General features: G+C 54.5%; 25 protein-coding genes. 11 read left to right on the top strand and 14 right to left on the bottom strand.

All coding sequences use genetic code 11. The features are described from left to right. The first annotated feature begins 352 nt into the window (after positions 1-352). Positions 353-2,083: an LTA synthase family protein gene (locus DX909_RS02595; RefSeq protein ID WP_164851182.1), complete on the top strand. Its 1,731-nt coding sequence runs from the start codon at positions 353-355 to the stop codon at positions 2,081-2,083. 21 nt (positions 2,084-2,104) lie between these two features. Further along, positions 2,105-3,448, top strand: coding sequence for a tRNA (N(6)-L-threonylcarbamoyladenosine(37)-C(2))-methylthiotransferase MtaB (gene mtaB, locus DX909_RS02600; protein WP_128543492.1), 1,344 nt, complete (start codon positions 2,105-2,107; stop codon positions 3,446-3,448). An 87-nt stretch (positions 3,449-3,535) separates the two neighbouring features. Here mtaB and DX909_RS02605 read toward each other — a convergent pair whose 3' ends face one another. The 3 genes from DX909_RS02605 to DX909_RS02615 all read right to left on the bottom strand — a co-directional run bounded on the left by DX909_RS02605 (position 3,536) and on the right by DX909_RS02615 (position 6,867). Then, positions 3,536-4,864 carry an ammonium transporter gene (locus tag DX909_RS02605; RefSeq protein WP_128543493.1) on the bottom strand — a complete coding sequence of 443 codons (1,329 nt, stop codon included), beginning with the start codon at positions 4,862-4,864 and terminating at the stop codon, positions 3,536-3,538. A gap of 67 nt (positions 4,865-4,931) precedes the next feature. Further along, positions 4,932-6,155 (bottom strand): porin, encoded by a 1,224-nt coding sequence (locus DX909_RS02610; RefSeq protein ID WP_128543494.1) that lies wholly within the window; start codon positions 6,153-6,155, stop codon positions 4,932-4,934. Between the two features lie 358 nt (positions 6,156-6,513). Further along, positions 6,514-6,867, bottom strand: a complete 354-nt coding sequence (locus DX909_RS02615; RefSeq protein ID WP_128543495.1) for a 4Fe-4S dicluster domain-containing protein — start codon at positions 6,865-6,867, stop codon at positions 6,514-6,516. A 184-nt stretch (positions 6,868-7,051) separates the two neighbouring features. Between DX909_RS02615 and DX909_RS02620 the strand changes: the two genes are divergently transcribed. Beyond that, entirely contained in the window at positions 7,052-8,083 is a 1,032-nt protein-coding gene (locus tag DX909_RS02620) for an aldehyde dehydrogenase family protein (protein WP_128543496.1), read from the top strand. A gap of 23 nt (positions 8,084-8,106) precedes the next feature. Here the strand turns inward: DX909_RS02620 and DX909_RS02625 are convergent, their stop codons facing one another. Genes DX909_RS02625 through DX909_RS02635 form a run of 3 tightly spaced genes read right to left on the bottom strand, consistent with a single transcriptional unit; the run spans position 8,107 to position 12,000 of the window. After that, the gene (locus DX909_RS02625; RefSeq protein WP_128543497.1) at positions 8,107-9,558 is read right to left on the bottom strand and encodes a TolC family protein; all 1,452 of its coding nucleotides are present in this window, start codon (positions 9,556-9,558) and stop codon (positions 8,107-8,109) included. A gap of 8 nt (positions 9,559-9,566) precedes the next feature. Further along, positions 9,567-10,925: an HlyD family secretion protein gene (locus DX909_RS02630; protein ID WP_128543498.1), complete on the bottom strand. Its 1,359-nt coding sequence runs from the start codon at positions 10,923-10,925 to the stop codon at positions 9,567-9,569. A gap of 34 nt (positions 10,926-10,959) precedes the next feature. After that, complete coding sequence (locus DX909_RS02635) at positions 10,960-12,000, bottom strand: ABC transporter transmembrane domain-containing protein (protein WP_310589818.1); 1,041 nt, start codon at positions 11,998-12,000, stop codon at positions 10,960-10,962. A gap of 220 nt (positions 12,001-12,220) precedes the next feature. Between DX909_RS02635 and DX909_RS02640 the strand changes: the two genes are divergently transcribed. After that, positions 12,221-12,874, top strand: a complete 654-nt coding sequence (locus DX909_RS02640; RefSeq protein WP_229310919.1) for a TetR/AcrR family transcriptional regulator — start codon at positions 12,221-12,223, stop codon at positions 12,872-12,874. Between the two features lie 83 nt (positions 12,875-12,957). Here the strand turns inward: DX909_RS02640 and DX909_RS02645 are convergent, their stop codons facing one another. The 6 genes from DX909_RS02645 to DX909_RS02670 form a co-directional block, all read right to left on the bottom strand. Beyond that, positions 12,958-13,497, bottom strand: coding sequence for a hypothetical protein (locus DX909_RS02645; protein WP_128543500.1), 540 nt, complete (start codon positions 13,495-13,497; stop codon positions 12,958-12,960). Between the two features lie 43 nt (positions 13,498-13,540). Beyond that, positions 13,541-14,206, bottom strand: a complete 666-nt coding sequence (locus DX909_RS02650) for a T9SS type A sorting domain-containing protein (RefSeq protein WP_128543501.1) — start codon at positions 14,204-14,206, stop codon at positions 13,541-13,543. Positions 14,207-14,332: 126 nt separating this feature from the next. Beyond that, on the bottom strand, positions 14,333-14,956 hold the full coding sequence (locus DX909_RS02655) for a response regulator (RefSeq protein ID WP_128543502.1): 624 nt from the start codon (positions 14,954-14,956) through the stop codon (positions 14,333-14,335). A gap of 104 nt (positions 14,957-15,060) precedes the next feature. After that, the gene (locus DX909_RS02660) at positions 15,061-16,152 is read right to left on the bottom strand and encodes a sensor histidine kinase (RefSeq protein ID WP_128543503.1); all 1,092 of its coding nucleotides are present in this window, start codon (positions 16,150-16,152) and stop codon (positions 15,061-15,063) included. Between the two features lie 26 nt (positions 16,153-16,178). Beyond that, positions 16,179-16,862 (bottom strand): hypothetical protein, encoded by a 684-nt coding sequence (locus DX909_RS02665; RefSeq protein WP_128543504.1) that lies wholly within the window; start codon positions 16,860-16,862, stop codon positions 16,179-16,181. A gap of 24 nt (positions 16,863-16,886) precedes the next feature. Continuing rightward, positions 16,887-17,354 carry a hypothetical protein gene (locus DX909_RS02670; protein WP_128543505.1) on the bottom strand — a complete coding sequence of 156 codons (468 nt, stop codon included), beginning with the start codon at positions 17,352-17,354 and terminating at the stop codon, positions 16,887-16,889. Positions 17,355-17,809: 455 nt separating this feature from the next. On the opposite strand from DX909_RS02670, the gene DX909_RS02675 reads away from it, so the two are divergent. Next, positions 17,810-19,117, top strand: a complete 1,308-nt coding sequence (locus DX909_RS02675; RefSeq protein WP_164851183.1) for a S8/S53 family peptidase — start codon at positions 17,810-17,812, stop codon at positions 19,115-19,117. A 3-nt stretch (positions 19,118-19,120) separates the two neighbouring features. Here DX909_RS02675 and DX909_RS02680 read toward each other — a convergent pair whose 3' ends face one another. Further along, the gene (locus DX909_RS02680; protein WP_128543507.1) at positions 19,121-19,924 is read right to left on the bottom strand and encodes a glycoside hydrolase family 16 protein; all 804 of its coding nucleotides are present in this window, start codon (positions 19,922-19,924) and stop codon (positions 19,121-19,123) included. Between the two features lie 29 nt (positions 19,925-19,953). After that, positions 19,954-20,826 carry an alpha/beta hydrolase gene (locus DX909_RS02685; RefSeq protein ID WP_310589819.1) on the bottom strand — a complete coding sequence of 291 codons (873 nt, stop codon included), beginning with the start codon at positions 20,824-20,826 and terminating at the stop codon, positions 19,954-19,956. A gap of 135 nt (positions 20,827-20,961) precedes the next feature. On the opposite strand from DX909_RS02685, the gene DX909_RS02690 reads away from it, so the two are divergent. The 6 genes from DX909_RS02690 to DX909_RS02715 all read left to right on the top strand — a co-directional run bounded on the left by DX909_RS02690 (position 20,962) and on the right by DX909_RS02715 (position 26,536). Then, positions 20,962-21,666 (top strand): esterase family protein, encoded by a 705-nt coding sequence (locus DX909_RS02690; protein ID WP_128543508.1) that lies wholly within the window; start codon positions 20,962-20,964, stop codon positions 21,664-21,666. A gap of 29 nt (positions 21,667-21,695) precedes the next feature. Further along, positions 21,696-22,175: a DinB family protein gene (locus tag DX909_RS02695; RefSeq protein WP_128543509.1), complete on the top strand. Its 480-nt coding sequence runs from the start codon at positions 21,696-21,698 to the stop codon at positions 22,173-22,175. A gap of 71 nt (positions 22,176-22,246) precedes the next feature. Beyond that, on the top strand, positions 22,247-23,326 hold the full coding sequence (locus tag DX909_RS02700; RefSeq protein ID WP_128543510.1) for an ATP-grasp domain-containing protein: 1,080 nt from the start codon (positions 22,247-22,249) through the stop codon (positions 23,324-23,326). A gap of 27 nt (positions 23,327-23,353) precedes the next feature. Next, on the top strand, positions 23,354-24,451 hold the full coding sequence (locus DX909_RS02705; protein ID WP_128543511.1) for a carboxylate-amine ligase: 1,098 nt from the start codon (positions 23,354-23,356) through the stop codon (positions 24,449-24,451). A 37-nt stretch (positions 24,452-24,488) separates the two neighbouring features. Continuing rightward, positions 24,489-25,328, top strand: coding sequence for a type 1 glutamine amidotransferase (locus DX909_RS02710; protein ID WP_128543512.1), 840 nt, complete (start codon positions 24,489-24,491; stop codon positions 25,326-25,328). Between the two features lie 17 nt (positions 25,329-25,345). Beyond that, positions 25,346-26,536 carry a hypothetical protein gene (locus DX909_RS02715; RefSeq protein WP_128543513.1) on the top strand — a complete coding sequence of 397 codons (1,191 nt, stop codon included), beginning with the start codon at positions 25,346-25,348 and terminating at the stop codon, positions 26,534-26,536.

The raw sequence follows: 26,536 nt of genomic DNA on the forward strand, positions 1-26,536 counted from the left end.
TATGATAGGCCAAGCCGTTTTTTGAATCTTGTTTTTTCAGAAATCCTCTTATTTTCATAAAATCTCTTCCAGACCTAAGCTTCACTGATTCACTACCTTTTACTCAAAAGTCAGCCGCTTTTACGACCGCCCCGACTGCGGGTTGAACTACTACTCAAAAAAAAGCATTATCATTCCACCCCATTCCGGTAATCCGTACTTGTTGTTTCATTCTTAGTGTTTCCCCATGCCTGGTCGTCTACGCTGGCTGTTAGTTTATTTCCTGCTCTGGAGTTTCTGGTTTGAGGGCGGGCGTTTGGTTTTTTTGACTTACCAGTATGCCTACGGGTCAGGAATTTCCCCTTTTCACTGGATGCCGATCCTCCTTCACGGCTATTATATGGACCTTTCTGTGGCCGCTTACCTCTGCCTGATTCCCGGGGTCTGGCTGGCGCTGGCTCCGTCCCGGCTTCTTTACCCCGTCATACAGGGGTATACGGTAGGCATGGTCGTGCTGGTCAGCCTGATGATGACGGTCGACCTCGAAGTGTACCGGGCCTGGGGTTTCCGGCTCGATACGACCCTTTTCCGGTATCTGAACACCCCACGCGAAGCGTTTGCCTCGATCGGCTCCTCCCCCCTGGGCACCCTGGTCGCCCTCTGGATCGGGATGGTGCTGGCCAGCCTCACGGCCTTTCGGTTTGCCAATTTTCGGCTGGCGGGACGGCGCAACCCGGGTCCACTGGCCCTGAGGTCCTGGTTTTCTCCCATTCCGGTTCTGGCGGCAACGGCAGCCCTGATCATCCCGATTCGGGGGGGTCTGCAACTGGCACCAATGAACGTCAGTGCCGTCTTCTTTTCGCCGAATGCCTTCTCCAACTATGCCGCCATTTCCCCCCAGTGGAATTTCATTCACTCCTGGCTCGAACGGGAAAAGGCGGGCACGGAAAATCCATTCAGTTTCTTTCCGGAAAAAAAAGCCCGTCAGACCATCCAGGCCCTTTACCAGCCCTCGGCCGGCACTGAGCCGCTCCTGACCACGCAGCGTCCGAACCTCATCCTGATCATCTGGGAGAGTTTAACGGCCAAAGCCGTGGCCTCGCTGGGCGGGCGAACAGGCGTCACCCCTGAATTCGAGAGACTGTCCCGGGAAGGTCTGCTGTTCAACCAGATGTACGCCAGCGGAGACCGGAGCGACAAGGGGCTGATCGCCATCCTGAGCGGTTTTCCGGCTCAGCCGACCAGTTCCATCATGACCATTCCATCCAAAGCCGCCAAACTCCCCAAACTTGGAGAACAGCTTAAGGAAGCGGGGTATCACACCTCTTTTTATTACGGCGGGGAAACCGAATTTGCCAATATCAAATCGTATCTCTACCATTCCCGGTATGACCGCATCGTGTCGAAATCCGAGTTTCCGTCCTCTTCCTGGAACTCGAAGTGGGGAGCACACGATCATGTGGTTTACGGCCGAATTCTGGCCGATCTGGCTCATGAAACGCAGCCCTTCTTTACCACTTTTTTCACCCTGAGCAGCCACGAGCCGTTCGAGGTTCCCATGCCTACTGTAATTGCCGGGAAAGACGAGGAATCCCAGTTTCTGAATGCGCTGTATTATGCCGACCGAAGCCTGGGCCAGTTTATCGACCAGGCCCGTAAACAGCGCTGGTGGCAGAATACACTGGTGATCGTCATGGCCGACCACGGGCACTGCCTGCCGGTACTCAACGGGCAGGGCGCATCCACCGACAAAACCCGGGATTTTCATATTCCGATGCTCTGGCTGGGGGGCGCTTTGAAAGCCAAACCGCAGGTGATCAGCCGCATCGGCTCCCAAACCGACCTGGCGGCCACCCTGCTCCGACAACTCGGGATGGATGCCTCCGCGTTTGCCTGGAGCCGGGATTTATTCAACCGTCAGGAACGCCCGTTCGCCTATTTTGCGTTCAACAATGGATTCGGAATTGTTCAGCCGGACCGGCACCTGGTTTTCGACAATGCCAGCCGTCAGTTGATATCTTCGCAGGGAGTCATTGAAAAACAGGATATTGAGCTGGGAAAGGCCTACGAAGAAATCTCCTTTCAGGAGTTCCTGAACAAGTAGAATCGTTGTAATTTTGCAGGAATGAAAAAAGTGGCTTTTTATACGCTCGGCTGCAAGCTGAATTTCTCCGAAACCTCGACCCTCGCCCGGACGCTGGAGCAAAGGGGGTTCGAACGGGTTGAATTTAATCAGCATCCGGACATCTTCATCATCAACACCTGTTCGGTTACCGACCACGCGGATAAAAAGTGCCGGAAAATCGTTCGGGAAGCCCAACGCATCAACCCGGACGGCTACGTAGCTATTCTTGGCTGCTATGCGCAGTTAAAACCTCAGGAGATCGCTACCATTCCGGGGGTCGACGCCGTTTTGGGAGCCGCCGAAAAATTTCGGCTGGCCGACCTGCTCAGCGACTTCATCAAGGAACCGACCGGCCAGGCCCGGGTATACAACTCGCCCATTTCGGAAGCCGTCGATTACCATGCCTCCTACTCCCTCAACGACCGGACGCGGACCTTTTTGAAAGTCCAGGACGGCTGTGATTACCCCTGTGCCTACTGCACCATTCCGCTGGCCCGGGGCCAGAGCCGGAGCGATTCCATCGGGAACGTGGTGAAAGCCGCCCGGGAGATTGCCGCCCGCAACGTGCGCGAAATCGTGCTGACCGGCGTCAACATCGGCGACTTCGGCATCCGTCCGGGTTTGGAGCCTTCTCAGGACCGTGAAACCTTTCTGGACCTGATCCGGGAACTGGATGAGGTCGAAGGCATCGACCGCTTCCGGATCTCCTCCATCGAACCCAACCTCCTGACCGACGACATCATTGCCTTCGTAGCCGGCTCCAAACGGTTTGTGCCGCATTTTCACATTCCGCTTCAATCGGGTTCCAACCAGGTGCTCGGCCTGATGCGCCGGCGGTACCGGCGGGAACTGTATGCCGACCGGGTTGCCAAAATCAAATCGCTGATGCCTCAGGCCTGCATCGGAGTGGATGTGATCGTCGGGCATCCCGGAGAAACCGAAGAGGCTTTTCTGGAGACTTACCATTTTCTGAACGAACTGGACATTTCATACCTTCACGTCTTTACCTATTCGGAAAGGCCCAACACCCACGCCCTGACCATCAAACCCGTAGTTCCGGGGGCCCGACGTGCGGAACGGTCCCGGATGCTGCATATCCTTTCCGAAAAAAAGAAGAGGTTTTTTTACGAACAACAGGTCGGTAAAACGGCTACCGTCCTGTTCGAGGAAGATGTAGAAAACGGTCAGATGCAGGGGTTTACGGAAAATTACGTCCGGGTTACCGCCAAATACGACCCCCTGCTGATCAACGAACTCAAAACGGTCCGGCTTTCCGGTGCCGGTCCTGACGGCCTGATGGAGGCCGAGGAACTCCCCGAAACGTTTCCCACGCTTCACGTATAAAAAAGAAGGTATCCGTCAAAGACAGATACCTTCGTCGAGTACAACAAAACCACAGGCAACCCCTGTGGCTCTGTCATAATATCGTCATTACGCATCCACGAGGAATTCGTCGTGCTGGCTTACGTCCAGACCGACTTTTTCGTCCTCTTCAGACACGCGAAGCGGCAGAATCGCGTTGGTTACGATCAGAAGCAGGTAAGACATCCCGAAAGCAAAGACCGAAACGATGACCAGTGCTTTCAGGTGCTGGATGAAAAGGCCGGTTTCACCGAAAGCCAGGCCTTCAACGGCTACGGCCGAGTTCACGCCCTTGCTGGCGAAAATACCGGTCATCAGCATGCCGACCATCCCGCCGACGCCGTGGCAGGGGAAAACATCCAGCGTATCGTCCAGGCTTGATTTGGAACGCAGGTGAGCCACGAAGTTGCTGATCACCGAGGCAATGGTTCCGATGAAGATCGAGGTCGGAATCGTGACGAAACCGGCTGCCGGAGTAATGGCGACCAGGCCGACGACGGCACCGATACAGAAACCGAGGGCCGAAACCTTCTTCCCTTTGGCGGCATCGAACAGCACCCAGCCCAGACCGGCCGCAGCGGCAGCGGTGTTGGTGGTGGCGAAGGCCGAAGCGGCCAGCGGAGAGGCAGATACCGCAGACCCGGCATTGAATCCGAACCAGCCGAACCACAGAAGACCCGTACCCAACAGAACGAACGGAATGTTGGCCGGCGGGAAGTAGTTGGCTTCCACGTGAGATTTCCGGCGCTTCAGATACAGGGCACCCGCCAGGGCCGCCCAGCCGGCCGACATATGGACGACGGTACCTCCCGCGAAATCAAGAACCCCCATTTCAAACAGGAAGCCTTTCGGATGCCAGGTCCAGTGAGCCAGCGGAGCGTAAACGAGCAGGCTGAACAGCACCATGAACAGAACATAGGACTTGAAGTTAATACGCTCAGCCATTGAACCCGTCACCAGGGCCGGCGTAATAACGGCGAATTTCAGTTGGAAGAAGGCGAAAACAACCAGGGGAACCGTGGCGGCCAGCGACCAGGGCTTGCCGTCCAGTACGCCCCGGAACATGAAGAACGACGTAGGATCACCGATTACACCGCCGATGCTGTCACCGAAAGCGAGACTGAATCCGAAGACGACCCAGAGTACGCTGATGGCGCCCATCGCAATGAAGCTTTGCAGCATCGTCGAGATGACATTCTTGTTGTTCACCATGCCGCCGTAGAAGTAAGCCAGACCCGGCGTCATCAACAGGACGAGAGCCGCAGAAACCAGCATCCAGGCGGTATCTCCGGAATTGATCCCTTCCGTTACGATCTGGGTCGGAACCGAGGGAATCACAACCCCCAGCACACTGATTAAAAGCAGCAGGGCGAATGGTAAGTAAGACGGTTTTTGCATAGCACTGATAATGGTTTAGTTGTACTTGTGTTAGGTTGAGAATGGATTCTTACGGAGGGGTTGCGGATTAGAACTTGTAAATAAAGGCCAGACCCAAAGTCGATTGGGAGGATTTGGTAAATGCACCGTCCTTGTCTTCAAATTGTTGGTCTTCGGCGCTGGCACTACCCGGCTTGGCATAGCTGTCGACCCGGAACTCCGGTTTGATGAGCAGGTTGCCGTCTGCTGCCGTGATGTTGGCGGTCAGCGTAAAGGAGTTTACGCTCGTTCCCTGCCCGAAGGAGTTACGCAGGGCGCGGGCACCGTCCTTGTTGTCGAAATATTCATACCGGGCTCCCAGACCAAAATTGCCGGTGACGGCATAATTGGTATACAAGGCCACACCACCCCAGGACGAGGTTCCGGATTTTACGGGAGCGTATCCCTGAAAATCACCTTTCTGTGAACCGACGGCGGCATTCAGACCGAGGAAGAACTTTTCGGTGATCTGGTAGGTGGTGGTCAGGTCGAAGATGGCGTACGCGCCCGTGACCTTATTGTTCAGCGAATCCAGATTGGCTTCGTTGCTGGCGATGGCGTTCAAGTAAACGTTCCAGCCGGCAACAGGCGAGAAAAACAACTGGCTGATGAAGCCTTTCGAGCGGTTGTTGTCGTTCAGGTTGTCGACGTTGTTGACCAGCCCGACCATCAGGGACGCCTTGTCGCTGAAGGCGTAGGTGGCCTTGGCGCCGATGTGGTAGAACGGACCGTTGTTGAACAGGTTGGAGAGGGAGTAGTTGTAGTTCACCGGAGCGTCGATGACTTCGTACCCGATGTGGGTACCGAACTGGCCGACCGTCAGAGAAAGTTTATCGGTGGCTTTCCAGTTGAAATAAGCCTGTTTGATGGCGAGGGCCATGGAACCCCGGCCCAGCGGCCCGACCAGGTTACCATACTGGCCGAGGTCGGCATTCGGGCCGAAAGTGAGATCGACCACCACATCCGACTTGGCCGTGCTGTACCCGATCTTCGTTTGAACCAAACCTAAGGAAAACTGTCCGGAGCGCTGGTCGAACGCACGGGCATTTCCCGCTACCCCAAGGTTACTCCGCGACTTGGGGCGGTTGAAGTTTCCGAAATAGTAAGAATCGATATATCCCGAAAACGTAAACTTCCCTTTGTTCTCAGGCTCCTGTGCAGGGGCGGCAGCGGTAGCGACTTCCTGCGGCTTGGAAGTGCTGGCAGTACTATCCTGCGCTTTACACAAAAAAGATGAAAACAAACAAGATACCAGTAAAACAGTTTTTCTCATAATTTTCTTTGGTTTAACTAAGGAATAAAGAAAGAGCCTTTCGGTAGTGCAAATATGTAATCCGCATATTAATTTTCCAAGTAGTAGGCATATTTTTATACAACTTTTTTCAGATTATTCCTTTTTTCAGCATTAAATGCCTGAATTTTACACAAGAATTTCCCGATTTTTCATTTTTTCAATCGATTAGTATATTTTGGATAACTTCCCTTTCAAAGAATATTATATAAGTTGAGCCGCTTTAACTATATTCAATATTTCCTTGTTTTTGTCCTATACTTTTGAAGCAAGGTGGCGGCAGGGGCAAAAAAAATCCCGGACCAGGGGTCCGGGATCGGATTGTGTATGCGTTCAACGGTTACACCTCTTCGGCATGAAGCCAGGCTTTTTTGGCCAGAAGGGTGTCGTCATCTTCTTCATGGTCAGGGTCGGGCACACAGCAATCGACCGGGCAGACGGCGGCACACTGGGGTTCTTCATGGAAACCCACACATTCCGTGCACTTATCCGAAACGATGTAATAAAATTCATCGGAAACCGGAGTCTGCAATTCCTTGCCGCTAACTACCGTGCCATCACCAAAATCAACGACATCCAGAGCCGTTCCTCCTCCCCAGGTCCACTCCACACCGCCTTCGTAAATGGCCGTGTTGGGGCACTCGGGTTCGCAGGCACCGCAATTGATGCACTCATCTGTGATCATGATTGCCATATACGGGTATAATTTAAAGTATCGTCACGGCGGCCGGGAACCAACCCGGGGCAACCGCAAACCGAACGAATGCTTGTTTGAGAAATTCGATATCTAATCAACAAATATAATTATTTAAAGGTTGGCGCCAAACTAAATTTTAATTTTGGGGGTTCCGTAAGAAGCATCCTTTTTCAAATTCCATATGGTATTATCCGACCGTCTGAATACCTTCATCCAGTTGGGAAATTTTCTGAAATCCCCCGAAAACGCGGCAGAATTGCAGGAAATCGAGGAAAGAGCCTATCTGAAAAATCCCTGGTTTACCCCGGCCAACTCCGCTCACTCCCTCGCAGCCATAGCCTCCGAATTCCTTAATGAAGAAAAGTTATCGGCCTGGATAAAAAGTTATAACCCGGAGCCGAAAGCTCCTAAAAATGTGGGAGTTGTTCTCGCCGGTAATATTCCGGCCATCGGATTTCACGATGTGCTGTCGGTCCTGATCAGCGGGCACCGGCTGATGGCAAAGCCCAGTTCTCAGGATTTTGTATTAATTCAATATTTAATACAAAAAATCGTTGAAATTAATCCCGCCTTTACCGAAGCCATCCAATTCAGTGAACGGCTGAATCAGGCCGAAGCCTACATTGCCACCGGAAGCGACAATACCGCCCGGTATTTTGAATATTACTTTTCGAAAAAGCCGAACATCATCCGCCGGAACCGCACCTCCGTCGGGGTGCTGACCGGTAGGGAAACCGATGCGGACCTGCTCGCCCTGGGTCACGATATCCTTGACTACTACGGTCTTGGCTGCCGCAATGTTTCTACGGTTTTTGTGCCGGAAGGCTACGATTTCATCCCCCTGCTGCGGTTGCTGGAACCCCAGGGCATCGCCTTCACCAGCCACCACAAATACAATAACAATTATGATTACAATAAGTCGATCTATCTGGTTAATGGGGTTCCGCATTTTGATAACGGCTTTTTGCTGATTACCGAAAACCAGGGGCTGGTTTCACCGATTTCCGTTCTTTATTTCCAGCATTATGCCGACGCGGGTTCCCTGGCCGCCCGGCTTACGGAGCTTGAACCGAAAATCCAGTGCATTGCCTCGGCCGACGCCCATTACCCCGGCAGCGTCGCCTTCGGGCATACCCAGCGGCCGGGTCTGGCCGATTATGCGGATCGGGTCGATACCATGGCTTTCCTGAGTCAGTTAGGGCGCCAGGAGTAATCCTTTCCCTACTATTTTCCGGATCAGAGGACCGTTCCTGCCCGGTAATACAGATCCGCCAGCGTTTTCTGGTATTTGCTTTTCAGTTCTTCCCACTTCAATTGGAGGTCGATCAGCTTGGACTCCCGGGAGTTAACCAGGAACAGGGAGCTTTCACCGATACTGAATTTCTGCTGTTCGGCCTGTACCAGCCGCTGCTGATTCCGGACGGTCTGTTCCTGCACCGTCAGCTGGCGTTCCAGCGCTTTCAGATCATTCCAGGCCGCGCGCACATCGACGACGATGTCCCGGCTGACCTGCTGCCTCTCCAGCGATAACTGATTCGCCTTGATCCGGATTTGCTGAAGTTTGCCCCTTTCCTTTCGTAAAAATAAAGGAAACACCACATCCAGACCGACCTTGTGGTTGGAAGCCATAAAGCCGTAATAGGGCGGTTCATTCCCGGCGGCCCCAAAGACCGGAATCCCACTGATCAGGCCGGCATTCAAGTTGATCTGCGGTTGAAGCAGCGACCTCCGAAACCGCTCCTCCACGGCCAGCTGGCGGCTTTTGGTCTGAAGTTTGGTCAATTCCGGATGCTGCTCGGCCGCCCGGCCGAGAAGGGCCTCCAGAACAGCCGCATCCGTGAATCCGACCATAGCGGCCTGCGGAACCACCTGATCCGGAAGGTCGATCGGCTGATTATCCGCATTCCACAGAAATGCCGAGAGCCGGAGCCGGGAATTCTGCAGAAGAGTAACGGCCTGTTCCCGCTGCACCTGCCGGTCCTGAACCGTGATGAAGGCTTCGGTGGTATCGATAAAGGCGGCATCCCCCAGAAGGGCCCGTTCCCGGAGCGCCCGAAAACGGGTTTCGGCCAACCCCAACCCGTTGTCGATCAGACGAAATTGCTGATGAGCAAGAAACCAGTCCCAATACGTCTTGGCGGCATCGAAAAGCGTTTTGTTGATCAGTTTGATGCGGTCGGCTTCCGCCAGGTCCACGGCGAGCTGAGCCTGACGCAAGGCGTTGCGACGGGCGTCGATCAGCAGTCCCTGACCCACCGGTACCGACACTCCCACCGTGGTCAGTCCGGGAATGTTGATCAGCCGGTCTTCCGGGTTGACATAACGGCCTCCGGCCTGGTCGTGCGTAATTTTCAGGTCCACTCCACCCGGCAAAATCGGCACCGAAAGGCCGGTTTGCCATTTTTCGTAATAGAGCGTTCCGCCGAATTGCTTTTTGGAATAATCGGTAAACAGTTTGGGATCGAAGGCGCCCCGGGCCTGCATGACCTCCCGGCGCGCTTCATCGCTCAGAAGCCGGGCCTGACGAACGATCGGGTGAAATCCGGTAACGGCCTCATAATACTCGGCGGCCGTGAAAACCAGGGTGTCGTTCGACTGAGGTGCCGTCTGGACGAGCCTCCCCCCCTCGGCACCGGGCGGGCCGCAGACCAATGCAATGAAAAATCCTGCCAGCAAGTTACGTTTCATGATTAACCTCATTTTTTGGCGACGTCGCCGGCTTTCGGCTCCTGCTGGAGGCTGGGCGGAAAACCGTTGAGCTGCCGCCAGATTTCATACCAGACCGGCACATCATCCAGCATGACCCAACCATACACCCCGGACCCGACCCGGAGTTGTTTCGGCCAGGGCTGGTCCCCTTTCTGCCGGGCGGGCTTGACCAGCAGGCGGTATTTGCCGTTCTGGCTGCTGACGGCGTCGATCACCGCCACTTCTCCGGCGAAGGTTCCGACGGCAACGGCCGGCCAGCCGGAAAACTGAACGGCCGGCCATCCGTCGAATTCCAGCCGGACGATACGGCCCGGCTGGATCAGAGGAACATCATTGGGCCGTACGAATAATTCCACGGCCACCTGCGGATCGGAGGGCTGAAGCGTCGCGATCGACTCCCCTTCCTTGATGGTTTCCCCGATTCCGGCTTTCAGGGTCCGGACCAGATAACCCGACTGAGGTGCCCGAACGACGTACATACCCCGCCGGACGTCGACGCTGCTGATCTTATTGACCAGCTTGGAAATTTCACCCTCGGCCTCGGCCCGATAGCTGACGGCGGAGCTTTTGTCGGAAAGGGCCTTGGCCAGTTTTTCCTGAAAGTCCGCCCGGATTGTTCCCAGTTCAAGTTCGGCGTTGATCAGTTCCTGCCGTGAGCCGTTGAGCTTATTCTCCTGGGCTATCGTCTTTGCATTGTCTTCCTGAACTTTCAGCCGCCGGGATTCCAGGTCGGTCAGGGAAAACAGGCCGTCCTTATAGCCCTGTTCATACCGGGCGAGCCGGTCCCGGGCAATCTGAAAGTTGTTGCGGGCAGCCACCAGGTCGGTGCTGTCGCTGATGACCTTGAACCGGGCCTGACGAACCTTGTTGGCAGCGGAGGAAAGTTTGACTTTCAGACCCCGTTGTAGGGCCTGCATCTGCTCTTCGAGGGCCTGAATCTTGGCATAGGTTGCTGACAGTGAGCTGTTTTTGGCATCCAGTTGTTCATTCAGCCGAACCGGAAGGTTGGGATCGAAGTATTCGTCCTTAATTTCGGAAATGACGAGTAGGGTGTCCCCTTTGCGGACATACTCCCCTTCCTTAATTTTCCAGGATTCAATTCGGCCCGCGATGGCATTCTGGACGGTTTGAGGGCGGTCCTGCGGGGTCAGGGCGGTAATGGTCCCCTGACCGTCGATGTTCTGCCGCCATGGAAGAAAGAGGGTCAGGAAGCCGACAAAGAGCAGGACCAGCATCCAGTGCCCCAGCCGGCGGCCGGCCCGAAGGTCCGGAAGGGTTCGGAGGGTTCGGAGCGGAAAACGCTTCAGGAGCGTTTCGTTGACCCGTTGATTCGAAATATTAAGCATAAGAGTGTGCCGGTTAAATCAGGAAACGGGCAGGTCAGGCGACGACTCCGCCCACTGTATGGTCGGCCTCCTCCAGGGGAAGGTCCGTGACGTTGCCGAGTTTTTCCACCGCCGTCAGCAGGTCAAAGACCGTGTCGATACTCATCATCAGTTTCTCGAACGAATTGGTAACCAGCACGATCACCAGTTCGGCAGCCACAAACTGGCCGAGCGTCATCTGCCTTTCCACCACCAGGGCGGTTCCGATGACGAGCAGGCCGCCGATCACCAGCGTCTTAAACCCGACCGCATTGTAATAGAACCGTTTCAGCACCTTGAAATGCTGGTTCCGGTATTCCAAGTAATGGGCCACATTTTCGTCGGCCTGGTCGATGAGGTCGTCGGCATGGTCCGATTGGCGGTAATGCGGCAGCCGGGAGGCTATTTCTTCCAGCCAGGCCACCAGGCGGTATTTATATTTGGATTCGCTCAAACTGGTCTTAAGGCCCTTGGGGCCGTACATCAGGCAGATGATCACCAAAGCCACCAGGGTTACCAGGCCAAACGCCAGAAATACGGGATGGTAAAAGGAAAGCAGGATGATCCCGAACAAGATCTGGATTAAAGCCGCCGTCAGGTCGATCAGCAGTTTGGGAAGGCCTTTCTGGATGGTCAGCACATCGAAAAACCGGTTCATCAGTTCGGGAGGATGGGTGCCGATCAGCGCTTCCGGGCGGATGCGGGGCAGTCGGAACGTGAACTCGAAAGCTGCCTTGACGTAAAGCCGTTGCTGTAAAACCTCCACCACGGCCTGCTGCCCGACCTGAATAAGCCCGCTGACGAGGACGCCGATGATGACCAGCCCGATCAGAACGTACACCGAACTGAACACCATCCCTCCCGAAACCAGGTTAAACACCGCCTGGACGCCCAACGGCAGGGACAGGCTGATCAGCCCGGCTACGATGGCATACAGATAAACGTACCAGATGTCCCGTTTTTCGGTATCGAGCATTCGGAGAAGGCGCCGGAGGGGCGTGGGCGGTGGAGCGGGTGAATTATAACTCGTATTGGCCATTTTTCCAATTCGAAACAATCAAGGTTGAACTTACAGATGGGATAGTATTGCTATCATTCGTAATAACACAACTTTTATTCCCGAAAGTTTGTTTAATATAAAAAATAATTCTGAAGTTTGAATCGGATCGCCGGGGTCCCCGGCCAATTGCCTGCCAATCAGAATACTGGAAGCAAAAAGCAAACCAATCCGGCTGCGACGCCCGGAAACCGCCATGGAATATTCAGTACACGTCCGAATGAATCAGAAACTGTATCTCCGGGATCCGGAACAATCGGAACTGGGCCGGAAGATCATTCGGGAAGGCATCCTGCTGATTAAGGAAATCGGCTTCGAGGAAACCACCTTCCGGAAGCTGGCCGAGCGGATCGGAACGAAGGAGGCCAGCATCTACCGCTATTTCGAGAACAAACACCGGCTGCTGATCTATCTGATCGCCTGGTACTGGCAATGGCTTGAATATCAGGTCGTTTTTCAGACCCATAACCTAACCGATCCGAAAGAGAAACTGGAACGGCTGCTGAAATTGATCCTGCTGCTGGACATTGCCCACCTGGCGACGGATGATGTCGACATCCAGTCGCTGCATACCATCGTCATCTGCGAAGCCAGCAAGGTTTATCTGACCCACCACGTCACGGAGGATAACCGGCAGCAGTTGTTCAAACCGTATAAAGACCTATGCAGCCGCATTGCCGGCATTATCCAGGAATATAGTCCTAACTATCCCTATGCCCGGTCGCGGGCCAGTTCCATCATCGAAACCGCCCATTATCAGGCGTTTTTCATGCAGTTTCTGCCTTCCCTGACCGACTTCGGTACCTCCAGAAATCAGCTTCAGCTCCTTGAGTTTCTGCGGCATCTGCTGTTCACCACCCTCGACCATGCCTAAAAAAAAGCCACTCTCTCAACGGAAAGTGGCTTTTCGAATTACCCTTCTAAACCTATTTACTCACTGGTGCGGACTGGATTGTTTCATTGTTTTTGGACAACCAGCGGATTGGACACGCCCTGCTCCCCGGATTTCATCCGGAATACCATCCGGGACGGCTCATAGCCGAAGGAGACCGTCGATACATAATACGGTTCCCGCTGATTGAATTTGAAGACCCGGACCTGATAATCGCCGGCCGGCATCCCGTCCATTACAAACCGTGTATAGTTCTGCAACCGATATTCGAACCGGTTATAAATGAGTCGGTTCTTCTGATTCCGCAGTTCGATCTGCAGACGCTCCTGCTTGGGATTGAAGAGAAAGAGCTTCAGGACGCCGTGGTCATCATCCGATCCGGGAATCACCCGGGCAATGACGTCGGCGTTGCTGTTTTTCAGCTGTTCCAGCATCAGTTTCCGCTGGGCCCGGGCAATTCGGCCGGTTCCCCGGAGAGTGGTCGGTTCGGCCGCCCGGACTTCGGGCGTTTCAGGCCGTTTAGGCTCTGCGCTGGCCAGATCCTGGGCCATCAACCGGGCGGCCGGGACCAGGGCGAGAAGCATTAGGTTCAATGTCGCTTTCATGGTGTAGATTGTTAAAAAAGAGGAAGAGAAAATTACGATTGATTCAGCGGATAGCCACCGGGTTCGGTGACGAAACGAGCAGGCGATGCGAGGCCGGTCTTTCCATCCGGGTTACCAGGTTCACGAACGATTTTTTAGTACCCGTCACCATCAGCCGGTATTTACCGGAGGGCAGGTTGGCCAGGTTGAACCGATACCGGTGGCGGTCGGTGGTCGTACTCAGTTCATGAACCAACTGGCTCTTTTCGTCGAAGACCTGAATCTTAACTCGTTCCCGGTCAGGATTTTCCATGCTGATGTTCAGAAAGTTGCCGTCTTCCGATCCCCAGGATTTGACCACCAGACCCGGTTCGGAAGCGACCTGAAACGCCTGTCCGGTTTCGGTGTTGCGCAGGGAAGCCGCCTGGACGGGCAGTTCCGTGGGCTGGATAGTACCGGACACCAGCCGGTTGCTCACCACCCGATCCAGGGTTTCGTCCAGCTTCCGGACGTTCTTTTTGTTCAGCTTGATGAAATAGTTCGGAAGGTATTCTTCATAAACCATATCACCGCCGGCCGTATAAAACTTGATGCTGGTGCTGTTGGTCGGATAGTCGGTCGAGACTTTCCAGTAGGGTTGCTTTTCAGCGGCAGGTTGAGAAGGCCGGCTGTCCTGTGCCTGAGCGCCGAACGCCGTCATGGTGAGGGAAAGTAACAGAAGCGTTTTCATAGCATTCATTGTGTTGTGGTGATTGAAACGTTTGAACACCACAAAGTTCCGGCAAAGAACGAGGCACAACAATGCCCAGAAAAGGGGATGTGGAAACTACCCGGCCGGCAGGTAATAATACGGCTGTCAGCGGGTTAAATATTTGGAGATGGCCTCGGTGACCGAGTGAACGTGCAGCTTTTCGTAGATGCGTTTGATGTGGGTCCGGACGGTTTCGATGCTGATTCCAGTTTCTGAAGCGACCATCTTATAGCTTTTGCCCCTGGAAAGAAGGGACAGAATTTCGGTTTCGCGTTCCGTTAACTGAGCCAGATCGCCGGTGCCGGGCCGCCGGTGCATGGACTGCATCACCCGGCGGGCAATGGAGGGCGACATGGGCGCCCCTCCTTCATATACTTCCCGAATGGCCTCCATGATCCGGGCAGGCGATGTTTTCTTCAGTAAATACCCCGTGGCTCCGGCCCGGATCGACTCGAACACCCGGTCGTCGTCGTCAAAAACCGTCAGCATCAGCACATCGATATGCGGAAACCGTTGCCTGATATTGACCAGCGCCCGGATGCCGTCGATTTCCGGTAAATCGATGTCCATCAGAATGACGTCGGGCTGCAGTTGCGCTACCTGTTTCTCGGCATCGAGACAGTGGCCGAACGCCCCGGCCACCTCAAATCCGTCCGTATACTGGATCAGAAACGTCAGGGCTTCGCGAAAAGCCGGATTATCTTCATATACCTGAACGAGAATGGACATGGCCGGATGAGTTTATTCGGTTCTTTTATATGACATAAAGATAACTTCTAATTACACGACATTTTATCCCATATAAGGGGGAGCGGCTGTTCGCCACCTGAACCTCAAACCGGGACTTCCAGGCGAACGACGGTGCCTTTTTCGGGTCGGGAATCGATCAAAAGATGACCCCGGATTTTTGCGGCCCGGTTTTTCATATTGTGCAGACCATTGCCGCCGGAGGCATTCTTCCGTTCCGGATCGGCCGGATTGAAACCGATGCCGTCGTCCTGAATGGTCAGGCTAAGCAGACCGCTGCCGCCTTCGAGCCGGACTTTCAGTTGCCGGGCCCCGGCATATTTGGCGGCATTGGTGATGGCTTCCTTGTAAATAAGGTAAAAATCCCGGCGATGCTGGAGCGGCAGGTTGACTTTTGCCACCGTGGGGCTTTCTTCAAAGATCAGTTCGACCGGCTGATTCTGAAAGAGGTCGGCGGCCACATCCCGCATCCGGGCCACCAGCTCGGTCATCGAATCCTTGCCCGGGTTGACGCTCCAGACGATATCCCCCATGGACTCCATGACCAGCCTCGACAAATCACCGATTTTTTCGAGGACCGATTGGGTCCGGGCGGGATCGGTGCGGGCGAGCTGCCGGGCAGTCTGGCTCAGGAGGCTGATGCTTCCCAGATAACTTCCCATGTCGTCGTGCAGATCGCGGGCGATGGAATCCCGGATTTGCTGAAGCCGCAGAATCTGCCGGATGCGATACCGGTAAAAAAGATACATCAGAATCCCCATCACCAGCAGGCCGTAGGTAAACAGAAGGGGCGCCAGCCACCAGTTCTGCCAGAGGGCCTTTTCCACGACGATGGTCCGGCGGATCAGGGGCGGTTTGCCGGGTTCGCGGACCAGAAAGGTGATGGTTTCTCCGGCCAGATTGTCGAAGGCCAGGTCGGCCCGCTCAGAGAATGATCTCCAGACGCTGTCACGACCGCTCATTTGCCACTCATACCGTTTTCGGGGTCGGGAATTCAGCAGGGTAATCTGAAGGGTTTTTTCCTGCGGAGTCAGATAATCAATTCGGGCGCTTCGCCAATGCTCGGGGGAAACCAGTCGGCTGTTTATATAGAACTGAAGTCCCTGCGCATGGGAAAAGCTGAAGAGAAGCCATCCATTCACCATCAGACAAACCCGGCAGAAGATCGTTACCCACATGAATGAAACAGCATTGAAACCCGGTCTTATCCTACGGCAAGACCCCGGTTATCCTGAAACTCTTTTTTGGTAAACCAGAACCCGGCCGCGTAAAACAGGTTGGAAATCAGCGCAAACAAAAGAACCAGATTATAGGCCCGCAACGCCAGGGTAAAGGAATAATCCATCAGCGGTTGTACCGAAAAATAAATCGGTACGGAAATCAGGTTATCCAGCAGGAGTCCGGCGCTGATCAGAAAAAAAGGGGTTCGCCGAAGCGATTCGATGGCCCGGTCTTCCATGAGCTGGCGGAGGAATATGATCAGCATGACCGTAATGGCCAGGCTTTCTGCGCCCACCAGGTAATTCCCGTAGTCTGCCGCATTCCTGAGGCCCAGAACATACATGACGACTGTAAACAGGGCGAAAACCGGCCCGAACCAGCGCACTACGGTTTTCGAAGGCTCGGACCGGATTAGATAGCCATAGATATAACTTAAAAAAAGAGCATCGACGGCCACTTCGATAAAGGGAAGGTACGGATACTGAATGTTCCGGACCATCAGGATATTGGAGAGGATTGTCACCAAAGCCTTGAACAGTTTCAATACCGCAAACCAGAGCACCGGCCCGCGCAGGTATCTGAACCGCCAGAATATCACCGATACCGGAACAATAAATGAATACAGTCCGATATAATTGATGATCTCGGAGAAATCGGAATCATTCATAATTCCGGAATTACATTTCTGAAATTACTTCTGCGGAAAGGATGATAAACTCGTCGGTCCGTCGGAAATGGGATCACCGGCATAATACACCGCTTCACTCACTTCCCGAAATCGGGGATCGTCCGAGGTCAGCCCTTCGGTGGACTTTCCCTGAGTTCTAAAGGCGCCCTGAAAGGAAAAAACAATCGAACCGACATTCGTCTCATCGTTGGGGTCCACATTGAAGCCCAGCATGATTTTTACCCCATCGAAGTCAGCGAAATCGTTGTCAAGAATACACTTTAACTGGGCTTTACCGATGTAATAACCGTTGGTCGACAGCATTTCCGCAATATTGGGTAAAGCCGTCTCCGTATGCTGAATAATGATACTTTTCAGCTCCTTATAATGCTCCAGATACGCGGGAACTTCCTCATTTTTATCAGCGTGAAGACCTGCGTCCTGGGGCCGGAAACTGCTTTCCGAATCAGAATCACATTGAAAGGTAGCCATGGGGTGAGGTATTTAGGTGTTGACTACCAATCTACAAGGCTCAACCAATTAACCCAAATTCCCGTGCCTAATACCGATACCCCTTTTATTAACCGGTAGTTAATAAATTAAAGCAAAACCTTACCTTTTTTGAAAAAAAGGGAATGGAAACGGTAATAATAAAATTTCAGGATAATATTAACCTGAGTGAATTTATACTAAAAAACCGGGACGATTTCGAAAATATACCGGCTAAATATTTTGCCTATTATAATAATACGTTTCCGAAATATGAATACCCGGACGTGACTTCGATTATTCCGAACTGGGGCAAATTATTTTCGGAATTCAGGAAGTTTAATGCGAAATGCCGTTTCCTTTTTGACGGGATTTCTCCGGAGATTATTGCCGGCATCGTCGATGCGGTCATCGCCCGGAATAAAAGGCCTTATCGGCTGACCAACTTCTTCAATTATATGAAGATCCTGGTGCCCGATAAGCAAGTAGCCTTCGATCTGGTGAAGATTCTGAATAGTTTTACGCCTTCCTCCTCCGACCAGCTGATCAACGGAAAGAAAACCGGTTTTAAGAAATTCAAACCGATCTACTGTGCTTATGTCCGGGCCGAAGACAGTAACCCGGCCTTATGCCCACCCATCCCGGCCGGCACCCAGAACTTCTGGAACGAACTGAGTATCAAATCTTTCTGGGAAAGTCAACCGGCAGCCCTCCTCGATCAATGGACCAACAGGAACCGGAAAGAAGACGTCATCATCCACGACATCGAAAACGGCTGGGGCTCCCATCCCAACTTCAGCCCCGACTTTGACATCCCCGGAGCCCTGGCCATGCCGGGGGCCGGGGTGGGCGACACCGTCCACGGAACCTGCGTCCTGGGGCTGCTTGTCTCCCGCTGGCCTGCCGGCAGCACGCCCATGAGCGGAATCCTGCCCAATCAGGTGCACGGCATTGCCCCGATGGTCGGGGTGCGGCTATATTCGGCCCGAAACGTCGCCGGCGAACTCCGGAACGACGATGCCCTCGCCATGGCAATCTTCGAGGCCAGAAATCGACCGGGTGACGTCATTCTCATTGAAAAACAGCTCAATAACCGCCCGGCATATGATTTTGACTTTACGCCTTCCGGCACCGGCAACGACTTCTTCCCCCTCGAAACGGACCAGGCGATTTTCGACCTGATTCAGGTAGCCACCCGGGAGCTTGGCATCATCGTCGTCGAACCAACCGGAAACTTTTTGAATTTCGATCTGGAGAATTATCACAACCATGTGGATGCCAGCCGGCCGCCCTCGGCGGTTGTCAATCTGGTGCCCGGCACCCCGGCCAGTCTGGTCGAATTCGTTAAACGGCGCCTGCCGAGGGCTTCGGCCCGGGTTCTGCGGTTCGATGCCGTTATGGATTCCGGAGCCATCATGGTGAGTGGAGCCGAGCAGGATTCGGCCACCTCTCACTGGAAAAACCGCTACGGCTTCGGCAGCCGGGTCGACTGCTGGGTGCCGTCGGTCAGCATCCTGACGACCTTCCCGGACCGGACCCTCAAGAATTTCTGTGAAACCTCGGCGGCCTCTGCCATCATGGCCGGTATGATTGCCGGTTTGCAGGCGGTAAACAAAAATCAGGGGCGGCCTCCGATCCAACCGGAGGACATGCGGCAGGCCATCCGCGATACGGTCCAGCCCGTCAATCTGAACCGGCTGTCCCTACCGGACATGATGAAACTCGCAAGACACCCGCGGATCAATCTGATACCTGCCGGAACCTGACGATCACTGGTACACCCGCACGTAGTCGACCTCCAGCCGCTGCGGCCAGATGGACTCGTCGACGCCCTGCTGACCGCCCCAGTTGCCGCCAACGGCCAGATTGAGGATCAGATAATACGGCTGGTCGAGGGGCCATTCTTCCACCTTCGAGCCGAGGTCCTTTTTGGCGGCCGAATAATATTTCCGGTCGTTGATGTAAAATTCGATGCGGTCGGTCGTCCAGTCGATGGCGTAGACGTTGAAGTCCGCAGTGGCGTTCGCCAGCTGCGTCGTACCGGTTTTATGGGTGCCCCTGACGTGATTGTAGGCGTCGGTATGGATGGAACCGTGAATCTTGCCCTCATTGAATCCGACGTGTTCCATGATGTCGATCTCTCCACAGAGCGGCCAGCGGGTGGTCTTGATGTTGCTGCCGAGCATCCAGATGGCCGGCCAGGTGCCTCGGCCCTTGGGCAGCTTCGCCCGGACTTCGATCCGGCCGTATTTCCATTCCGCAATGCCCTGGGTCAGCAGTTTGGCCGACGTATATGCCCGGTTCTCGTGCTTTTCCCTTCGCGCTTCAATGATGAGATGCCCGTTTTCGACCCGGGCGTTTTCCGGCCGGGGGCCGAGGTAGTACTGGAGTTCGTTGTTGCCGAAGCCGTGGCCTCCGACGTCGTATTTCCACTTTTTCGGGTCGGGGAGGCCGGCTTTGTCAAATTCGTCGGACCAGACCAGTTTCCGGTCGTCCGAGGGTTTTTCCGGAGTGGCCGGTCGGCAGACGACCAGACCGAGAACCACCAGCAGGCTGAGGAGCGTCGTTTCCATGATTGTCGATTGTCAGGGTTTATGAATAATCAGCGGGCGGGTCCGAAGGCCCAGGTCAGGAAGTCGGGCATCACCCGGCTCCAGGTTTCGGGATCGTGACGACCGCCCTTTACTTCTGCATACGTGACGTCATTGCCCCACCGATAGCCTTTGCGCTCCAGTTCGGCGATCAGGTCGAGCGTGTCGTCGATGGAGTCGATGACGCCGTCGTGGTCGCGGTCGTCGGTTTCGTCCAGCGTGCCGGTCTGAAACCAGAACCGGAGCCCGGGCCAGGAGGTGCCCTTGCGGACCAGGGCGTGCATGATCCGATCATCGTCGGTATAGCCTTCGTTCAGCCCTTTCTGCCGCCACCAGAAAGAGCCGGAAAAGGCCCCCGCTTTCCGAAACTGGCTGGGGTGATTCCAGACCAGGTCGAACGCCGACAAACCGCCCAGCGAAAAGCCGGCGAAAACCGATCGTTCGGGGTCGTCTGTGATCCGGTAATGTTTTTTTACATACGGGATCAATTCATGAAGGACAAATTCGGAATACCGGCCGGCTTTGGAACCCCGGTGCAGGTAATCGGCCTGGGCCGCCACCCCGTATTCCTGAATCCGGTCCCCGGCATGAATGGCCACCAGCACGAAGGCACGAACCCGTCGTTCCCGAAACATCGAATCGAGAACGGCCGCCATCCGGAGCCGTTCGAGGTCCTGTCCGTCATTAAGATACAGGACGGGAAGCCCTTCACCGGAAGACGAATAACCCGGAGGCAGGATCACTTCCAGAACCACCGGCCGGTTTAAATATGCCGATACCAGCCCCTCGTCTTTCCGGACCGAAAGTCCCTGACCGGACGCATCGACCGCAGTTAAAAATTCACCCATACCCATCAGAGACCATAGAAACCAGATGAATTTCATTCCGGTCGGTTTAAGGTTTAGAATCTTTTGAAAAGCCCCAAAAATAGCGAGTCTTTTCTTGTAAATTACCAATAATGGTTATCTTTCCCACTGATTCAATAGATTTCAGGGTTCCATTTAACCTCCATCAACACCTTGCAGGAACAATACAGGAAATGGTATTCGCACCACCTCGGTCGGGATATTGAAATGCTGGTTTTCGGTCACTGGGGCTATCCGGTGCTGCTTTTTCCTACCACCATGGGGCGGTATTACGAAGCGAAGGATTTCAAACTGACCGAATCCGCCCGCTGGTTCCTCGACTCGGGCAAAATTAAAATTTACTGCATCGACAGCATCGACCGCGACAGCTGGTACGCCAAACACCTTCACCCGTCCGTCCGGATCCAGAACCACCTCTGGTACGACCGCATGGTGAATGAGGAACTGATTCCCTGGATTCAGCACGAATGCCAGGTCGGAAAAATCGCCGTCGGCGGGTGCAGTTTCGGGGGCTTTCAGGCCCTCAATTTCGCCTTCCGGCACCCCGAAAAAGTGGCCCATCTCTGGAGCATGGGCGCAGCCTTCGACATCCGGTCGTTCATGAGCGGCTATTACGACGACAACGTCTATTTCAACAACCCGCCGGATTATATCCCCAACGCCCACAACGACCATTTTTACCGGATGCGGATCGTGCTGGGCACTTCGGAACACGATTTCTGCAAACCGGAGAACTACCGGATGTCGGAGATTCTCAACCGCAAGGGCATTCACCACTGGCTCGACGTCCGGCCCTGGGGAGAACATGACTGGCCGGTTTGGCGGGAAATGTTTCCGCATTATCTTTCCACCCTTTGAGAATCCATTCCTAAACACGCAACACGACGATGGCTCCCGTCAAAGGATATTGGGAACAGCCGGGCCAGTTCAACGAGGCCCTAGTGCAGCTCCGGACCGTCATCCGGGAATTACCGGAACGCGTCAAGGCGCTCACCACCGACGAGATGATGGCCCGCGAACCCGGGAAATGGTCAAAAAAGGAGGTGCTGGGGCACCTGATCGATTCGGCGCTCAACAACCTAAAACGATTTTCGGACGCCCAGACTCAGCCTTCCCCGTACCGGCTGCAGCCGTATGACCAGAACCGACTGGTGGAAATCAACCGCTACCAGGACCTTTCCCTCGACCACCTCCTGGTCCTCTGGCAGGCCCTGAATCAGCAAATCGTGTACGTGGTGGAGATCATGGCCGAAACCGAGCGCCGGAAGGAGGTGGCGTTGCCGGGGGCCGGGGAGCGGGTGACGCTCTCCTGGATTTTCGAGGACTATGTGGGCCATCTGGAGCATCATTTGAAGCAGATTTTTTAACATTTAAGGCTTCCTTTCGCTTTTAACACACATCACTTACCAACGACGGAGAACGGTTCTCCGGTTATCTTATGAAGAAGATCGGTATTCTTTTCGGCCAGGAAAACACGTTTCCGCAGGCTTTCGTGGATCGCATCAACAGCAAGGGCCTCAGCGACATAACGGCCGAGTTCGTCACTATCGACAAGGTCGTTCAGGGAGAAGCCACCGAATACGCCGTCATCATCGACCGGATTTCCCAGGATGTTCCGTTTTACCGGGCCTACCTGAAAAATGCGGCCCTGACCGGGACGGCCGTCATCAACAACCCTTTCTGGTGGAGCGCCGACGAGAAATTTTTTAATAACTGTCTGGCTACCAGGCTGAATGTTCCGGTTCCAAAAACCGTTCTGCTGCCATCCAAAGACCGGCCGGACGATACCAACGAAAACTCGTTCCGGAACCTGAAGATGATGGACTGGGATTATATCTTTAACTATATCGGTTTTCCGGCCTATATGAAACCGCATTCGGGCGGGGGCTGGAAAAGCGTCTATAAAGTCTACAACCCGGAGGATCTCTGGAAAAAATACGAGGAAACGGCCCAGCTGGTCATGCTGTTTCAGGAGGAGATCGTGTTCGACGATTATTTCCGCTGTTACTGCATCGGCGGCAAGGACGTTCGGATCATGCCTTATGAACCCCGCAACCCGCATCACCTCCGGTATGTGGCCGAACCCAAAGCCACCGGTGATGCGTATAAAAGGCTCATGACGACGATCAAAAATTACGTCGTCGCGCTGAACAGGGCGCTCGGTTATGATTTCAATACCGTCGAATTTGCGGTTCGGGACGGCATTCCCTACGCCATCGATTTCTGCAACCCGGCCCCGGACGCCGACGTATATTCGGTCGGGCAGGAGAATTTCGAATGGGTGGTGGAAGCGGCCGCCAACATGGCCATCGAGCGGGCCAGAGCGCAAAAACCGGGACAGGACAACCTGACCTGGGGCTCGTATGTCCAGCATTCCGCCCGGGGTCAGATGTTCACCCCCGGCCTGAGCGAACCTCAGGAAGGCGAAAAGCCGAAAAAGGTGAAAAAGGAAAAGTCCGAAGATCACAAGCCTAAAAAAGACGAAAAGAAAAACGCCAAAAAGGCCAAAAAAGCCTGAGCCGTCCACTGCCTTAGCCCTACACTCATGCCTGTTTTCACACTTGGAATAGAAGAAGAATTTCAGACGATCGACCCCGAAACCCGCATGCTCCGCTCCCACATGTCCAAGATCGTGGAGGGCGGGCAGATTACGCTCCAGGAGCGGGTAAAATCCGAAATGCACCAGGCCGTGGTGGAGGTGGGGACCAATATCTGCACCAATATTCACGAAGCCCGAAACGAGGTGACTTTCCTCCGCCGGATGATCAGGGACCTGGCCGACAAGCAGAATCTGCGGATCGCGGCCGCCGGAACCCATCCCATTTCCGACTGGCAGGACCAGCTCATCACCGACAACGAGCGTTACGACAAACTCATCGACGAGATGCGCGACGTGGCCCGTTCGAACCTGATCTTCGGCCTGCACGTACATGTCGGGATCGAAAACCGGAACGAGGCAATCCAGATCATGAACGCCGTGCGGTATTTTCTACCCCACATCTACGCCCTTTCGACCAACTCGCCGTTCTGGTGCGGACGCAATACCGGCTTCAAGTCCTACCGCTCGAAGGTGTTCGATAAATTTCCGCGGACGGGCATCCCCGACTATTTTGCCTCGGCCGCCGAATACGACGACTACGTCAACCTCCTGGTGAAAACCGGCTGCATCGACAACGGAAAGAAAATCTGGTGGGACATCCGCCTGCATCCCTTTTTCGATACCATCGAATTCCGGATCTGCGACGTGCCGATGCGGGTGGAGGAAACGCTTTGCCTGGCCGCCCTCATGCAGTCGCTGGTCGCCAAGATTTACAAACTACACCGGCAGAACCTGAATTTCAGGCCCTACCGCCGGCTCCTGATCAACGAAAACAAGTGGCGGGCCGCCCGCTATGGGATCGAAGGCAAACTGATCGATTTCGGGAAACAGGAAGAAGTGCATTACCATGCCCTGGCCCGTGAATTGCTGAACTTCGTGGACGATGTGGTCGATGAGCTGGATTGCCGGAAAGAGGTGGAATACGTCAATACCATTCTGGAAATGGGCACGGGCGCCGACCGCCAGCTGGCGGTTTTCCGGCAGACCGAGGACCTGAAGCGCGTCGTCGATTACATCGTTGAGGAAACTTCTCACGGATTGTGAGAGTTATCCTTTCAGTCTCCAATCTTTTTTACCCAAAATGAATCCATTGAAAATTGCCGTTCTGGACCTGAACAACAACCATCCCAACGAGGGGATGCGCTGTATTCTTCAGTTGGTCCGGAATACGTTCGAAAGCGAGCACATTCCCATCGAACTCCGGGTGTATAACGTCCGGGGGGCCAATGAAATCCCCGACCTGACCTACGACCTGTATGTGTCTAGCGGGGGGCCGGGAAGTCCCCTTCCCACCGACGATCCGTGGGAAGGGCGGTTTTTTTCGCTCATCGACCAGATTTTTGCCCATAACCGGGTCAGTACACGAAAAAAATACCTGTTTCTGATCTGCCATTCGTTCCAACTGGTTTCCCGCCATCTGGGCATCGGCACCATCAGCCTGCGGAAGTCGCCGTCTTTCGGGATTTTTCCGATTCATAAAACCGACGACGGCCACTCCGAACCGCTTTTCAAGGCGCTGCCCGACCCATTTTTCGCGGTCGACTCCCGGAGTTACCAGCTTACCGCTCCCCACTGGGAACGCATCGGTCAACTCGGCGCTCAGGTGCTGTGCCTCGAAAAAATTCGGCCCAACGTGCCCTTTGAACGGGCCATCATGGCCGTGCGGTTTACCGGGGAAGTGTTTGGAACGCAGTTTCACCCGGAGGCCGACGGGGAGGGCATGCTCCGCTATTTCATGACCGAGGAAAAGAAACGGCAGGTCATCGAAAATTACGGGGAGGGGAAATTTCAGGACATGGTCGACTCGCTGCTGGACCCGGACAAAATCGCTCTGACGGAATCCGTCCTTCTGCCCTCCTTTCTGCGACAATCCGCTTTCCGGCTGATCAACAAACCGGTGGAGCGGCCCCAGGAAGTTTAAACACAAACGACGCACGTATGATTCGGGACATTCGTCAGGCCTATAACCAGGCCTTCAGTCAGGAACGTTACCAGGTCTTTCTGGATCAGATTCAGCACGATTATCCGGGTCAGCTGGAATTCCGGGTGGCCGAAACGCCGGTTTTCGTGCCCCGGCTCCTGAAGGAACGGCTGATCGAAGCCTGTGAATCAATCGTCGATACCCTGACCGCCGAATCGTTCAAGGAGTGGACCGAACAGGCCATTCCGGCCCACCAGCGGGTTCCGAACGAAGACGGCCACCCGTCCTTTGTCGCCATCGATTTTGCCGTATGCCAGGATGCCGACGGCGAGCTGACCCCCCAGCTTATCGAGTTGCAGGGCTTTCCGTCGATCTTCGGGTTTCAGAGCTACCTTTCCGAGAACTACCGCCGGTTTTTTCCGATCCCGGACGGATTCAGTTACCTCTTCCATGTCGATTCGGTCGAAACGTACCGGCAGCACCTCCGACGCCTGGTGTTGGGTCTGGAGCAGCCTGAAAACGTGATCCTGCTTGACATATTCCCGGAGAAGCAGAAAACCCGGATCGACTTTGCCGCGACGAAGGATCTGCTGGGCATCGAGCCGGTTTGCCTGACCAAAATCCGGAAGGAAGGCCGGAAGCTCTATTACGAAAAGGACGGCCGGTCTTACCACATCCACAGGATCTACAACCGGCTGATCTTCGATGAGCTGGAGTCGATGCACGACCTGAAGACGGCGTTTCACCTGACCGACGACGTGGACGTCACCTGGGTAGGCCATCCGAACTGGTTTTTCCGGATCAGCAAGTACATCCTGCCCCTGCTCGAAAGTCCCTATGTCCCGAAAAGCTACTACCTGAAAGACCTCGAAAAGTACCCGGAAGACCTGGAGAATTATGTGTTGAAACCGCTGTTCTCCTTCGCCGGCAGCGGAGTCCGGCTTTCGGTGACGAAGGAAGACCTCAATGCCGTCACCGACCGGGAGAACTTCATCCTCCAGCAAAAAGTAAAATACGAACCCGTCATCGAGGCCCCGGACGGCCCGGTGAAATGCGAAATCCGGATGCTGTACATCTGGCACGACAAAGACCCCCGGCCCATGCTGATCACCAACCTGGCGAGGCTCAGCCGGGGCGAAATGATCGGCGTTCGGTTCAACAAGGATTTCGACTGGGTCGGGGGTTCGACCTGCTTTTTCGAGAAATAA

It is taken from the genome of Larkinella soli (genome assembly GCF_003703975.1).
Lineage (GTDB): Bacteria > Bacteroidota > Bacteroidia > Cytophagales > Spirosomataceae > Larkinella > Larkinella soli.

What these genes read in the sequence shown, in the direction of transcription:
- DX909_RS02595 (WP_164851182.1), top strand. Translation starts at nt 353, where the DNA reads ATGCCGATCCTCCTTCACGGCTATTATATGGACCTTTCTGTGGCCGCT.
- mtaB (WP_128543492.1), top strand. Translation starts at nt 2,105, where the DNA reads ATGAAAAAAGTGGCTTTTTATACGCTCGGCTGCAAGCTGAATTTCTCC.
- DX909_RS02605 (WP_128543493.1), bottom strand. Translation starts at nt 4,864, where the DNA reads ATGCAAAAACCGTCTTACTTACCATTCGCCCTGCTGCTTTTAATCAGT.
- DX909_RS02610 (WP_128543494.1), bottom strand. Translation starts at nt 6,155, where the DNA reads ATGAGAAAAACTGTTTTACTGGTATCTTGTTTGTTTTCATCTTTTTTG.
- DX909_RS02615 (WP_128543495.1), bottom strand. Translation starts at nt 6,867, where the DNA reads ATGGCAATCATGATCACAGATGAGTGCATCAATTGCGGTGCCTGCGAA.
- DX909_RS02620 (WP_128543496.1), top strand. Translation starts at nt 7,052, where the DNA reads ATGGTATTATCCGACCGTCTGAATACCTTCATCCAGTTGGGAAATTTT.
- DX909_RS02625 (WP_128543497.1), bottom strand. Translation starts at nt 9,558, where the DNA reads ATGAAACGTAACTTGCTGGCAGGATTTTTCATTGCATTGGTCTGCGGC.
- DX909_RS02630 (WP_128543498.1), bottom strand. Translation starts at nt 10,925, where the DNA reads ATGCTTAATATTTCGAATCAACGGGTCAACGAAACGCTCCTGAAGCGT.
- DX909_RS02640 (WP_229310919.1), top strand. Translation starts at nt 12,221, where the DNA reads ATGAATCAGAAACTGTATCTCCGGGATCCGGAACAATCGGAACTGGGC.
- DX909_RS02645 (WP_128543500.1), bottom strand. Translation starts at nt 13,497, where the DNA reads ATGAAAGCGACATTGAACCTAATGCTTCTCGCCCTGGTCCCGGCCGCC.
- DX909_RS02650 (WP_128543501.1), bottom strand. Translation starts at nt 14,206, where the DNA reads ATGAAAACGCTTCTGTTACTTTCCCTCACCATGACGGCGTTCGGCGCT.
- DX909_RS02655 (WP_128543502.1), bottom strand. Translation starts at nt 14,956, where the DNA reads ATGTCCATTCTCGTTCAGGTATATGAAGATAATCCGGCTTTTCGCGAA.
- DX909_RS02660 (WP_128543503.1), bottom strand. Translation starts at nt 16,152, where the DNA reads ATGTGGGTAACGATCTTCTGCCGGGTTTGTCTGATGGTGAATGGATGG.
- DX909_RS02665 (WP_128543504.1), bottom strand. Translation starts at nt 16,862, where the DNA reads ATGAATGATTCCGATTTCTCCGAGATCATCAATTATATCGGACTGTAT.
- DX909_RS02670 (WP_128543505.1), bottom strand. Translation starts at nt 17,354, where the DNA reads ATGGCTACCTTTCAATGTGATTCTGATTCGGAAAGCAGTTTCCGGCCC.
- DX909_RS02675 (WP_164851183.1), top strand. Translation starts at nt 17,810, where the DNA reads ATGAAGATCCTGGTGCCCGATAAGCAAGTAGCCTTCGATCTGGTGAAG.
- DX909_RS02680 (WP_128543507.1), bottom strand. Translation starts at nt 19,924, where the DNA reads ATGGAAACGACGCTCCTCAGCCTGCTGGTGGTTCTCGGTCTGGTCGTC.
- DX909_RS02685 (WP_310589819.1), bottom strand. Translation starts at nt 20,826, where the DNA reads ATGAAATTCATCTGGTTTCTATGGTCTCTGATGGGTATGGGTGAATTT.
- DX909_RS02695 (WP_128543509.1), top strand. Translation starts at nt 21,696, where the DNA reads ATGGCTCCCGTCAAAGGATATTGGGAACAGCCGGGCCAGTTCAACGAG.
- DX909_RS02700 (WP_128543510.1), top strand. Translation starts at nt 22,247, where the DNA reads ATGAAGAAGATCGGTATTCTTTTCGGCCAGGAAAACACGTTTCCGCAG.
- DX909_RS02705 (WP_128543511.1), top strand. Translation starts at nt 23,354, where the DNA reads ATGCCTGTTTTCACACTTGGAATAGAAGAAGAATTTCAGACGATCGAC.
- DX909_RS02710 (WP_128543512.1), top strand. Translation starts at nt 24,489, where the DNA reads ATGAATCCATTGAAAATTGCCGTTCTGGACCTGAACAACAACCATCCC.
- DX909_RS02715 (WP_128543513.1), top strand. Translation starts at nt 25,346, where the DNA reads ATGATTCGGGACATTCGTCAGGCCTATAACCAGGCCTTCAGTCAGGAA.